The organism is Cellulomonas sp., assembly GCF_036279715.1.
In the GTDB taxonomy this organism is placed as follows: domain Bacteria; phylum Actinomycetota; class Actinomycetes; order Actinomycetales; family Cellulomonadaceae; genus Cellulomonas_A.
On the sequence record NZ_DASUIR010000084.1, the window covers coordinates 1 to 12,216 of the forward strand.

At 72.7% G+C, this 12,216-nt stretch carries 11 protein-coding genes; 4 read left to right on the forward strand and 7 right to left on the reverse strand.

The genetic code is table 11. The features are described 5' to 3' along the window. On the reverse strand, positions 1–472 hold a 472-nt coding region (gene lipB / locus VFW79_RS08665; protein WP_329676909.1), incomplete at its 3' end, for a lipoyl(octanoyl) transferase LipB. A gap of 9 nt (positions 473–481) precedes the next feature. Beyond that, positions 482–1,021: a MarR family winged helix-turn-helix transcriptional regulator gene (locus VFW79_RS08670; RefSeq protein ID WP_329676910.1), complete on the reverse strand. Its 540-nt coding sequence runs from the start codon at positions 1,019–1,021 to the stop codon at positions 482–484. A gap of 56 nt (positions 1,022–1,077) precedes the next feature. Here VFW79_RS08670 and VFW79_RS08675 point away from each other — a divergent pair, with 56 nt between their 5' ends. The 3 genes from VFW79_RS08675 to VFW79_RS08685 all read left to right on the forward strand — a co-directional run bounded on the left by VFW79_RS08675 (position 1,078) and on the right by VFW79_RS08685 (position 6,071). Beyond that, positions 1,078–3,342 carry an MMPL family transporter gene (locus tag VFW79_RS08675; RefSeq protein WP_329676911.1) on the forward strand — a complete coding sequence of 755 codons (2,265 nt, stop codon included), beginning with the start codon at positions 1,078–1,080 and terminating at the stop codon, positions 3,340–3,342. A 62-nt stretch (positions 3,343–3,404) separates the two neighbouring features. After that, the gene (locus tag VFW79_RS08680; RefSeq protein ID WP_329676912.1) at positions 3,405–4,460 is read left to right on the forward strand and encodes a Gfo/Idh/MocA family oxidoreductase; all 1,056 of its coding nucleotides are present in this window, start codon (positions 3,405–3,407) and stop codon (positions 4,458–4,460) included. A gap of 66 nt (positions 4,461–4,526) precedes the next feature. Beyond that, complete coding sequence (locus tag VFW79_RS08685) at positions 4,527–6,071, forward strand: protein kinase domain-containing protein (protein WP_329676913.1); 1,545 nt, start codon at positions 4,527–4,529, stop codon at positions 6,069–6,071. A gap of 38 nt (positions 6,072–6,109) precedes the next feature. Here VFW79_RS08685 and VFW79_RS08690 read toward each other — a convergent pair whose 3' ends face one another. From VFW79_RS08690 to lpdA, 3 genes are all read right to left on the reverse strand, one after another. After that, the gene (locus tag VFW79_RS08690) at positions 6,110–6,994 is read right to left on the reverse strand and encodes a TIGR01777 family oxidoreductase (protein WP_329676914.1); all 885 of its coding nucleotides are present in this window, start codon (positions 6,992–6,994) and stop codon (positions 6,110–6,112) included. A gap of 115 nt (positions 6,995–7,109) precedes the next feature. Then, positions 7,110–8,858, reverse strand: coding sequence for a 2-oxoglutarate dehydrogenase, E2 component, dihydrolipoamide succinyltransferase (gene sucB / locus VFW79_RS08695; protein ID WP_329676915.1), 1,749 nt, complete (start codon positions 8,856–8,858; stop codon positions 7,110–7,112). Between the two features lie 27 nt (positions 8,859–8,885). Then, on the reverse strand, positions 8,886–10,271 hold the full coding sequence (gene lpdA, locus VFW79_RS08700; protein WP_329676916.1) for a dihydrolipoyl dehydrogenase: 1,386 nt from the start codon (positions 10,269–10,271) through the stop codon (positions 8,886–8,888). Positions 10,272–10,479: 208 nt separating this feature from the next. On the opposite strand from lpdA, the gene VFW79_RS08705 reads away from it, so the two are divergent. Further along, complete coding sequence (locus VFW79_RS08705) at positions 10,480–10,830, forward strand: oxidoreductase (protein ID WP_329676917.1); 351 nt, start codon at positions 10,480–10,482, stop codon at positions 10,828–10,830. Between the two features lie 17 nt (positions 10,831–10,847). Here VFW79_RS08705 and VFW79_RS08710 read toward each other — a convergent pair whose 3' ends face one another. After that, entirely contained in the window at positions 10,848–11,423 is a 576-nt protein-coding gene (locus tag VFW79_RS08710; RefSeq protein ID WP_329676918.1) for a YbaK/EbsC family protein, read from the reverse strand. 51 nt (positions 11,424–11,474) lie between these two features. Further along, complete coding sequence (locus tag VFW79_RS08715; protein WP_329676919.1) at positions 11,475–12,131, reverse strand: YbhB/YbcL family Raf kinase inhibitor-like protein; 657 nt, start codon at positions 12,129–12,131, stop codon at positions 11,475–11,477. Between the last annotated feature and the right edge of the window lie 85 nt (positions 12,132–12,216).

The window sequence follows — 12,216 nt, forward strand, 5'->3', positions numbered from 1 at the left end:
TCACGCCGCGCGCCACGCGGACGCCGATTGCCGCGACCTTCCGGTCGCGCCGCGCCGGGCCCGGCGTGGACGGGTCGTCGGCGGGGAACCAGACCCCGCTTCGGCCGTCGACGCGTCGTGCGACCAGACCGAGGTCGGCGCACACCCGGATGACGGCCTCCTCGATCGCCCGCACGTAGCGCACGACGTCGATGGGGCTCGCGAGCCGGACGATCGGGTAGCCGACGAGCTGACCTGGCCCGTGCCACGTGATGCGACCACCGCGATCGACATCGATGACGGGTGTGCCGTCAGCGGGTCGGTCCCACGACGCGGTCCGGCGCCCCGCGGTGTACACGCTCTCGTGCTCGCACAGGAGCGTGGTGTCCTCGCGCTGCCCGGAGACGACCTGGGCGTGCACCTCACGCTGGAGGTCCCAGGTCGGTTGGTAGGCCACCCGGCGGGTCCCGAGGTCGAGCTCGACGAACTGCATGACGTCAGGCTAACCCGCGGCCTCGTCGGGCTCGTCGCGGGCCGGGGCCGACGCGGGGGGAGCGCTCCCCGGTCCGTCGACGTGCGGCGAGGCGACGATCGCGAGGAGTGCCCGCAGCTCCTCGACCTGCTGAGGGGTGAGCCCGCGCGTCGTCATGGCCTCGGCGGGGCGCGGATCGGCGGCGAGCATCGCGACCGAGCGGCCGAGGTCGGTGATCGTGATGACGTACTTGCGGTGGTCGTTCTCGTCGGGCGCGCGCGTGACGTAGCCGGTGCGCTCCATCCGCGCGAGGATCCGGCTCATCGTCTGCTCGGTGACGCCGCTCGCGCTCGCGAGCTCACGCTGCGAGCGCGGGCGCTGCAGGAGGTGCAGCAGCACCGGCATGCTCGCGTGGTTGAGGTCCCAGGTGGCCAGGTGGGCGTTCCACTCGCGCTCGACGCGCCGCGCGGCAGCCGACAGCAGGCGCCCGACGGGCCAGTCGGCGGGATCGGTCGACGTGGCGCTCGCCGGGATCCGCCCTTCTGACGCCCCTGGCTTCTCGCTATCCACGCGCTCCCACCACCTCTCGTTTGCGCGCAATCCGACCGTGGACCATGATACTCAGCATGCTGAGTAATTCTCGCGGTCCAGTGTTGCGCGCCGTCGTCATCGTCGCCGTCCTGCTCACCTGGCTGGGTGTCGGCGGGCTGGGCGGCATGGCGCAGGGCAAGCTGTCGCAGGTCCAGACCAACGATGCCGCCGCGTTCCTGCCTGCCTCGGCCGAGTCGGCCCGGGCCGGGACCGCCAGCAAGGGCTTCGTCGATGTCGAGACGCTGCCGGTGCTCGTCGTGCTCCAGCCGGAGGACGGTACCGCGATCACGCCCGCACAGCTCACTGCGGTGCAGGGAGTCGCCGCCGAGATCGGCAGCGTGGCCATCCCGGGCGCCGACCCGGCAGCCGGCGACCCCGGGACCCTGGCCGACGTTCTCGTCGGACCAGCGGTCGTGATCCCGTCGCAGGACGGGAAGGCGCTCCTCGTCCCCCTGTCTCTCGACGGCGCGCGAGCGGGTGACGTGCTCGCCAGCGAGAAGGGGGTGACCGGCGCGGTCGTCCAGGGTCTGCGCGACACGCTCGACAGCCGGCTCGGCGCCACCGCCTCGGGCTCGGGCAGCGTGGGGCTGCAGGCCTGGGTCACCGGCCCCGGGGGCTTCGTCGCCGACCTCGTCAACGCGTTCGGCGGGATCGACAGCGTCCTGCTGCTCGTCGCGCTCGGCGCGGTGCTGCTCATCCTCGTCGTCGTGTACCGCTCGCCGTTCCTGCCGTTCATGGTGATCTTCTCGGCAGTGTTCGCGCTCTGCGCCGCGGCGCTCGCGGTCTACCACCTTGCCGACGCGGGCCTGCTGACTCTCAACGGCCAGGCGCAGGGGATCATGTCGATCCTCGTCGTCGGCGCGTCGGTCGACTACGCGCTGCTGCTCGTCGCGCGCTACCGCGAGGAGCTGCACCACACCGAGAGCCCGCACATCGCGATGGGACGCGCCGTCCGCGCATCGATCGCGCCCATCGCTGCCAGCGCAGGCACCGTCATCGCGGGTCTGCTCTGCCTGATGCTCTCCGACCTCGCGTCGAACCGCAGCCTCGGACCCGTCGGCGCCATCGCGATCCTCTCGGCGTTCCTCGCCTCGATGACCTTCCTGCCGGCCCTGCTCCTCGTCCTCGGACGCCGGTCGCGCGCCCTGTTCTGGCCGCGTCGCCCCCGCGTCGTCGACCACGTGTCGCAGACGGCGTCCGTCGGCGCGATCGCCCGGCCCACGGCCGACGTCCTCACCGGGCTGTGGGGTCGCATCGCCCGGTTCGTCGGAGCGCACGCGCGGCCCGTGTGGCTCGTCACCGCGCTCGCCCTCGTCGCGGGGGCCGCGTTCCTGCCGACGCTCCAGGCCAGCGGGACGAGCCAGACGGCCGTCTTCCTGACGGACGTCGACGCCGTCAGCGGCGAGCAGGTGCTCGCCGACCACTTCGCTGCCGGCACCGTCCAGCCCGCGATCGTCATCGCGCCTGAGGCCGACGTCGATGCGGTCTCGGCTGCAGCCGAGGCGGTCCCCGGCGTCGACACCGTGACCGCGTACACGGGCAGCGGGGGAGCGGGCGCGCCCGCCGGCTCATCGACCGGGGAGCAGTCGCCGCCCAAGGTCGTCGACGGGCAGGTCCGGATCGACGTCGCCACGACGTCCGCGGCCGACACGCAGGAGGCCGTGCGCACGATCGAGGCGCTCCGGGTCGCCGTCCATGCGGCCTCTCCGGACGCCCTCGTCGGGGGTGCTGCGGCGCAGTCGCTCGACACCCAGCTGTCCGGCACCCGGGACCTGCGGGTCATCGTCCCCCTCGTGCTCGCGGTGATCCTCCTCATCCTCATGCTGCTGCTCCGGTCGGTCGTCGCGGCCCTGCTGCTCATGGCCGCGAACGTGCTGTCCTTCGCCGCGGCGCTCGGTGTCTCGGCGATCGCGTTCAACCACGTCTTCGGGTTCCCGGGCGCCGACCCGTCCGTGCCGCTGTTCGCCTTCACGTTCCTCATCGCGCTCGGGGTGGACTACTCGATCTTCCTCATGACGCGCGTCCGCGAGGAGAGCCTGCGCGTCGACACGCGCGAGGGGGTGCTGCGCGGCCTCGCCGTGACGGGAGGGGTCATCACGTCGGCCGGCGTCGTCCTCGCGGCGACGTTCGCCGCGCTGGGCGTCATCCCGCTGCTCTTCCTCGCCCAGCTCGCGTTCATCGTGTCGTTCGGCGTGCTGATCGACACCCTCATCGTGCGGAGCCTCCTCGTGCCCGCACTGGTGCACGACATCGGTCGGCGCACGTGGTGGCCGAGCGCCCTCGGACGGCCGAAGGGGTGAGTCGGCGACACGGACCGCGCCTCACCTGACGGTCGCGAGCCCGCGGTCCTATGGTGAATGGCATGAGCGACTCGTTGCGTGTCGGGCTGGTCGGGTACGGGGCTTCGGGGCGCGGCGAGCATGCGCGGCTGCTGCGCGAGGTCGGTCAGCGGGTCACTCACGTCGTCGTGCGCGACCCCGGTCATGCGGCCGCAGCGCGAGCCGACTGGCCCGGCGTCGTCATCGACCCGGACGTCGCGACCATGCTGACGCGGGCCGCCGAGCTCGACCTCGTCGTCGTGGCGAGCCCGACGGGCACGCACATGGCCAACGTCAACGCCGCGCTCGAGGCGCGACTGCCTGTCGTCGTCGACAAGCCGCTCGCGACGACCACCCACGACGCCCGGCAGCTCGCCCGCACCGCCGAGGCGCACAGCGGCCGGCTCACGGTCTTCCAGAACCGCCGGTGGGACGCCGAACAGCTCACGCTCCGTCAGGTGCTCGACTCGGGGGAGCTCGGCAACGTCCACACCTTCGAGCGGCGCTGGGAGCGGTGGCGTCCCGTGCCGCAGCACCGATGGAAGGAGATGGACGTCGTTGCGGGCGGTCTGCTGCTCGACCTCGGCTCGCACCTCGTCGACTCGGCCGTCCAGCTGTTCGGTCCGGTCGTCTCCGTGTACGCCGAGCTCCGCTCGCTCACGACGCCCGTCGACGACGACGTGTTCCTCGCCCTGCAGCACGCCGCAGGGCCGAACGGGGTCCGCGTGCACAGCCACCTGCAGGCCGGCGCGCTGGTCGGAGCGCCCGGTCCGCGCACGCGGGTGCTGGGCGACGCGGGGGCCTACCTCGTGACCTCGTTCGAGGCCGAGCCCACGCCGTTCTCGGTCATCGACGACATCCCGCACTCCCGGCACGACCATGCCCACCAGTCGCACGAGGGGTGGCTCGTGCACGGGGCCGAGCGTGTCCCGGTCTCGCGCGCGCCCGGCGGCCCGGCCGACTTCTACCGTGCGGTCGTGCGCTGGCTCACCGTCGACGGCCCGTTGCCCGTCAACCCGTGGGATGCCGTGCGGACCGCTGCGGTGCTCGATGCCGCGCGCGAGTCGTCGCGCGAGCATCGCGTCATCACGCTCCGGTAGGTAGACCCGGCGACTGAGCCTGTGGATGACGCTCGGGAGGGCATCGATCCACGGTTCGATGTCGCCATGGAACCGTCCGCAGCACCCCCCGACGTCGTGGCCGCCCTGCTCACGGGCGGGTACCGGGTCCTCGGACCGATCGGTCGCGGTGCGCAGGGACCCGCGTGGTCGGCGGTCGCCCTCGACGGCCCCCCGGAGCGGGTCGTCGTCCGCGTCGTCGACCTCGCCGCAGACCCGCGGCACGGCGCGCGCCTCGACCGGCTGCGCAACGTCCAGCACGAGCACCTCGCCCGCGTCCGGGACGTGGTCGCCGTCAGACCGGGCACGGCCGCGCTGCTCGTGGACCACGTGGCCGGGCCGACCCTCGCCGCACTCCGGTCCGCGCGGGGTCCGCTGAGCGCGGGCGAGGCGGTGACGCTCGCCGTCCCGCTGGCCGACGCGCTCGAGGCCCTGCACGCCGCCGGCCTGGTCCACGGCGACGTGTCACCAGCCAACATCGTCATCGGTCTCGACGGGCGACCCGTCCTCGTCGACCTGCTCGGCGCCCTGACACCCAGCGCGGGCACACCGGGGTTCGCCGCCCCCGAGGTGCGTCGGGGTGAGGCGTGCGAGCCGCCAGGGGACGTGTATGCGCTCGCGAGCGTGGTGCTCGCCCAGCTCGGGCCCGCCCCGACCGGGAGAGGAGCCGGTGCGGACCTCACCGCCTCGAGCGACGCCCAGCGCGTCCGGGACCTGCTGACGGCGGCGACCGACCCGGACCCCCGGCTGAGGCTGGCCGCCCGTGAGCTCGCTGACGCGTGCTTCCGTGCGCACGCGCCCGAGCCGATCCTGCTGCCGGACAGCTCGGTGCTCGCCCGCACCGAGCTGGCCGGCCTCGCGAGCCGTGGCGGACGAACACCGACGGTACGACGCACCTCGCGTCACCGCGGGCGTCGGACGTGGCGGGCGCACCTCAGTCGCGCCGCCGCGGCCGTCGGCGCGGTGGTGGTCTGCGGGGTCCTGGTGTTCGCCGTCGGCCAGCGGGGCGCCGCTGAGGCGGGTGGGCACGATCCTGGTGAGGACACGGGCACCACGTACGTGGCTCTGACCCGCGTTCCCGGCGCCCCCGACCTGTCGGCGATCGGCCTGCTCCACGGGGGCCGTGCCTCCAGTGCGCTCGCGGCGCGTTCGACCGCGCCCGTGGCACCGACCGAGGCAGCAGGCAGGGCGTCAGCCGATCCTGTCGTCGAGGCGCGACGTCTGACCGAGCTCCGGGCGGACGTGATCTCGGCGGGTGACGCCGGGGCGCTCGCATCGGTCGAGGTGCTCGGCTCGCCCGCTCACACCGCCGACGCCGCGATCCTCGCCGACCTGGCTGCGCGCGGCCTGCGCATCGAGGGGCTGTCCGTGGCGGTGACCGGCGTCGAGCTCGTCGCGACGGCGGGCACCCAGGCCAAGGTCGCGGTGACGTCGGCGACGTCGGGTTACCGGTTGCTGCGCGCCGACGGGACGACCGAGAGCACCGTGCCTGCAGGCAGGCAGCGCACCGTCGTGCTCCAGCTCGAGCCGGCGAGCGACGGGTTGCGGGTCACGGACGTCCTGACCCCGGACGCGACAGGTGGGGGAGTCTGACGGTGGCGTCCGGCGCCGGGCCGCGCTGTGCCGCCGCGCTATGCGGTGATGTACCGCACGGCCGCAGCCAGGTCCGGGTGCACCGGCACGAACCCGCTGTCGGTCAGGGCGCGAGGTGTCGCGCGGATCGACCCCAGGACCTCCGGGGCGAAGTCACCCAGCGCGATCCGCACGGCCCACGCCGGAGCGCGCAGCACAGCCGGTCGGTGCAGGGCGTGAGCCAGCGCGCGGGTGAGGTCGGCATTCGTGTCCGCACCGGCCACCATGTTCACCGGGCCGTTCACCGGCGCATCGAGCAGATGGATGATCGCCCGCACCTGGTCGGGCAGCGTGATCCAGCTCCAGTACTGCCGGCCTGAGCCGAGGGGGCCACCCAGGCCCGCTCGCACGAGCGGGAGCAGCCGTCCGAGCGCACCGCCGCGCGGCGCGAGCACGATGCCGCTGCGCAGGTGCGCGACGCGGAGCCCGGCCTCGACGGCGGGAAGCGTCGCCGCCTCCCACTGCCGCACGACGCCGGCGAAGTACGTGCTGCCGAGCGGCTCGTGCTCGTCCAGCACGTCGGCTCCGCGGTCCCCGTAGGCGCCGATCCCCGACGCCTGGAGCAGCACCTGGGGACCCGCCCCGAGGCGAGCCATCGTCGTGGCCAGGAGCCCGGCGGTTCGCGTCCGGGACAGCAGGACCGTCCGCTTGCGCGCCTTCGTCAGCGGGCGGTCGCTGACGCTGGCGCCCGCGAGGTTGATGACCGCGTCAGCCCCTACGAGCGCCGACGGTTCGAGCCGGCCGGCATCCGGGTCCCACTCGACGTCGTCGGACGTGGACGGCGTCCCCCGCACGAGTCGACGGACGTGGTGGCCGTGCGCGCGGAGCGCCGGAACGAGCGCAGAGCCGATGAGTCCGCGCGAGCCGGCAACGACGATGTCCATGTGCCCACCCTACGGAGCCGGACGAAAGCGGGAACGACCATGGGTAGGAACGACGACGCCCGGTCGCCGACCTCGCGGGAGAGGCTTGCGACCGGGCGTCGGGGAGAGCTCGTCGTCAGAGGCCGACCTCTGCCTCGAACGCACCCTCCTCGATGCGCGCCTTGACCGTCGCCAGGTAGCGCGACGCGTCGGCGCCGTCGACCAGGCGGTGGTCGTACGACAGGGCGAGGTAGCACATCGACCGGATCGCGATGACCTCACCACCGTCGGCGTCGGTCATCACGACGGGGCGCTTGACGATCGCACCCGTGCCGAGGATCGCTGACGTACCGCCCGGGACGATCGGCGTGTCGAACACCGCGCCACCCGAGCCGGTGTTCGTGACGGTGAAGGTCGCACCGCTCAGCTCGTCGGGCGTGACCTTGTTGTCACGCGTGCGCACGGCGAGGTCACCGATCTTGCGGGCGATCCCGGCGAGGTTGAGGTCACCGGCATCCCGGATGACCGGGACGAGCAGCCCACGCGGGGTGTCGACGGCGATGCCCACGTTCTCGTGGCCGTGGTACGTGATCTGGTTGCCCTCGAGCACGCCGTTGACCTTGGGGTGCACCTTGAGGGCCTCGATCGCGGCCAGCACGAAGAACGGGAGGAACGTGAGGTTGATGCCCTCGCGCGCCTTGAAGTCGTTCTTGGCCCGTGCCCGCAGCAGCGCGACCTTCGTCACGTCGACCTCGATGACCGTCGTGAGCTGCGCCTGGCTGTGCAGCGCGTCGACCATGCGCTCGGCGATGATCTGACGCAGGCGGCTGGCCTTCTCGGTCGTGCCGCGCAGCGGCGAGACTTCGAGCGGTGCCGCGGCCTTCGCCGGGGCCTTCTGAGTGGCCGGGGCGCTCGCTGTCGCGGCGGCCTTGGCGGCCTCCGCGGCTTCGGCGGCCTTGGCCGCGGCCTCGAGCACGTCCTCCTTGCGGATCCGCCCGCCCACACCGGTGCCGGCCAGTGTGGACACGTCCACGCTCTTCTCGGCGGCGAGCTTGCGGACGAGCGGCGTCAGGTAGGTCCCCGACGCCGCGGGGGCGGGCGCCGCGTGCTGTGCCGGGGCTGGCGCAGCGACGGGAGCAGCCACTGGAGCAGGAACCGGGGCTGGCGCCTCGACAGGTGCCGCGACGGGCGCGGGTGCTGCTTCGACGGGTGCCGCCGGTGCTGCGGCCTGCGGTGCGGCGGCCGCGCCGGAGCCGATGACAGCCAGGACCGCGCCGACCGAGACCGTCTCGTCCTCCTGGACACGGATCTCCAGGAGCGTGCCGGCGAACGGGGACGGGATCTCGGTGTCGACCTTGTCGGTGGAGATCTCGAGCAGCGGCTCGTCGACCTCGACCGCGTCGCCGACGGCCTTGAGCCACCGCGTGACGGTGCCCTCGGTGACCGACTCACCGAGCGCCGGGAGAGTGACCTCGGCGCCGACGGGGGTGCCCGTCGCAGCCGGTGCCTCGGGTGCGGGCTCGGCGGGCGCGGCCGGGGCGGGCTCCGCTGGGGCGGCGGGCTGCTCGACGAGCTCGGACGCCTCCGCAGGCGCAGCCTCGGCGGGTGCGGTCTCAGCTGGTGCGGCGTCGGCGGATCCACCGGGCTGGCCAGACCCGATCACGGCCAGCACGGCCCCGACCTGGACGGTCTCGTCCTCCTGGACGAGGATCTGCTCGAGCACGCCCGCGAAGGGCGACGGGATCTCGGTGTCGACCTTGTCGGTCGAGATCTCGACCAGCGGCTCGTCGACGGCGACGGTGTCGCCGACGTTCTTGAGCCACCGGGTGACAGTTCCCTCGGTGACGGACTCGCCGAGAGCGGGAAGCTGCACGTTGTCAGACATGACCGCTGGTCTCCTTCGGTCGTGGGGTCAGTTGTGGGCGTGCAGCGGCTTGCCGGCGAGCGCGAGGTGCGCTTCTCCGAGAGCCTCGTTCTGCGTCGGGTGGGCGTGCACGAGCGAGGCGACGTCTTCGGGGTACGCCTCCCAGTTCACGATGAGCTGGCCCTCGCCGATGAGCTCGCCGACGCGGGCTCCGATCATGTGGACGCCGATGACGGGGCCATCCTTCTTGCGGATCAGCTTGACGAAGCCCGTCGTCCCGAGGATCTGGCTCTTGCCGTTCCCGCCGAGGTTGTACTCGAGGGTCTCGACGGCGTCGTCGCCGTGGACCTCGCGTGCCTTGGCCTCGGTCAGGCCGACGGACGCGACCTCGGGGTCGGAGTACGTCACCCGGGGGATGCCCGACTCGACGATCGTCTGCGGGGCGAGGCCCGCGATCTCCTCGGCGACGAAGATGCCCTGGGCGAACCCGCGGTGCGCGAGCTGCAGGCCCGGGACGATGTCGCCGACCGCGTAGATTTTGCCGACGCCGGTGTGCAGGCGCTCGTTGGTGATGACGAACCCGCGGTCGAGCGTGAGGCCCTGCTCGGCGTAACCGAGGCCCTCGGTGCGCGGACCGCGCCCGACGGCGACGAGCAGCAGGTCGGCGTCGAACGTCTTGCCGTCCTCGAGCGAGACGTGCACACCGTTGTCGTCCTGCGTCACGCCCGAGAAGCGGACGCCGAGGTTGAACGCGATGCCGCGCTTGCGGAAGGCACGCTCGAACGCCTTGGACAGCGCCTCGTCCTCGTTGGGGACGAGGTGGGGGAGAGCCTCGATGATGGTCACGTCGGCGCCGAACGAGCGCCAGACGGAGGCAAACTCGGAGCCGATGACGCCGCCGCCGAGGATGATCACGGACCGCGGCACCCAGTCGAGCTGGAGTGCCTGGTCGGACGTGATGACTCGGCCGCCGATGTCGAGGCCTGGGAGCGAACGAGCGTAGGAGCCGGTGCCGAGCACGACGTTGCGCCCGGTGATCCGCTCTCCGTTGACCTCGACCGTGTCCTGGCCGACGAGCGTGCCGTAGCCCTCGAAGACCGTGATCTTGCGGGACTTGATCAGTCCCTGCAGGCCCTTGTACAACCGGCCGACGACGGCGGCCTTGTACTCGTTGACCCCGGCCATGTCGATGCCCTTGAGCTCGGTGTGGACACCGAAGTGGGCACCGTCGCGCGCGTTGTCCGCGAGCTCGGCGGCGTGCAGGAGGGCCTTCGTCGGGATGCAGCCGTTGTGCAGGCAGGTCCCGCCGAGCTTGTCGGCCTCGACGAGCGCGACGGAGAGGCCGAGCTGGGCGCCGCGGAGCGCTGTCGCGTAGCCGCCACTCCCTCCGCCCAGGACGACGATGTCGAAAGCGGTGCCGTTCGTGTCGGCCACGTGCAACTCCTCAGAGCGGGTCTGTGTAGGACGTGTGGTACTTGCGGTGCTCGCCGCCCATCTTGTCATCTCGGTGCGAGGCGAACGAACGGTACGGCGACCTGAGGGCTGTGACGCCGGGAACATTCGTCCCATGTCTTGGACGGCACGCGAAGGGCGGACATCGGTCTCTCAGGTGTCTGTCAACCTTGCCCGCTAGGCTCCTGACATGGGTCTGTTCTCACGTCGTCGGGCGCGCGCCGCTGACGGCGCACCGGATGCGCCGTCGCCCCGCCAGGCGCAGCAGGCGACCCTCGCGCACCTGCGCGACTTCGTGGCGACCCGCGTCGGCGTCGAGGCGTACGTCGAGCCCGAGACGAACGTGACGCAGACGACGCTCATGCTGATCGCGACGACCGGCGAGTGGACGCGGCGCAAGGTCCCGGGCGCCAAGGAGGCGTACGAGCTCGCGCGCAACCTCGGCATCCCGGTCTACGACGTGCACCGGACCGGCTACCCGCAGCGCATGCGGGACTGGAACGCCAGCCAGCGCGTCACGCGTCGGGCACCCGAGGCCTGACCGGACCGGCCGCCGACCTACACCAGCGCGAGCCCGTCCACCAGCTCGACCCCGGGCGCGGCGGCGAGCAGGGCGCCCGGCAGGGCAAGCTTCGAGCGGCGCAGCCCGCTGCCGATGACGACCATCCCGTCCGCCGTCGGGTCGGCCGCGGCGATCCGCGCGTCCACGAGCACCCGGTAGCCGGCCGGAAGCCCCAGCGGGGTGATCCCGCCGTACTCCATGCCCGACTCGGCTGTCGCGCGGTCCATGGGCAGGAACGACGCTTTGCGGACGTCGAGCAGACGTTTGACGGCGTTGTTGACGTCGGCCCGGGTCGTCGCGCGGACGACGGCGGCCGCGATGCGCTCGACACTCTCGCGGCGCCCGGACACGAGCACGCAGTTCGCTGACGCCGCGAGCGGCAGGTCGTAGGCCTCGGTCATGGCCGCGGTGTCGGCCAGGTCGGGGTCGATCTCCGCGACGCCGACGGCGTCAGCGACGCGGGGGTCGATCCGCGCCCATGCCTCGATCGCCATGGCCGTGCTCGGCGCGAGCAGGTCGAAGCGGTCGACCGCGCGGAGCCAGGTGAGTGATCCGAAGGTCGCCAGCTGCATGCAGAGAGGCTAGCCAACCGCGCGACGCCGACGGCGTCCCGGGCGCCGTCCTCAGCGCCGGTAGGTCGCGACGAGGACCGCGCGGGCGATCGTATGGAACGTGGCGGCGCACGCCGCGGCGCCCGGCATGGTCTGCGGACCGGTGGTCAGGTGCTCGACGTCGAGCGCGTGCACGGCGAAGAAGTACCGGTGCTCGCGGTCGCCCGGCGGCGGCGCCGCACCGACGTACCCCGGGACCCCGTCGTCCCCGCGCAGGTGGAACGCCCCCGAGGGCAGGTTGTCGCCGTGGGGCGAGCCGGCTCCGCGGGCGAGGGTCGTGGTCGTGACCGGCAGGTCGACGACGACCCAGTGCCACCAGCCCGCCGGGCCCGGCGCATCCGGGTCGAAGACGGTGACGAAGAACGAGCGCGTCTGCGGCGGGAAGCCCTCCCAGTGCAGGTGCGGGGACACGTTCGCGTGCGGGGGTGCCGCCTGCCCGTCGGGCAGGCGCTCGCCCTGGCGCAGGTCGTCGCTCGTGAGCATGAAGGACGGGACGACGGGAAGCAGCGAGTACGGGTCCGGTGCGAGCGGGCGGGTCAGGGACATGACCACGGGATTCTCCTCGGTCCGGGACGGCCTGCGGCCGCCTGTCTCCATCATGCCGAGCCGGGCACCCGCGCGCTCCTCGACCTCAGGTGCGTGGATCGCCGGCTCCCGCAGTGTCGGCATCTGGTGGCATGATCGAACATGTGTTCGAGACGAATGACGATCGCGAGCGCGAGTGATGTCGGAGCGACGGGGGAGTGGCGATGTC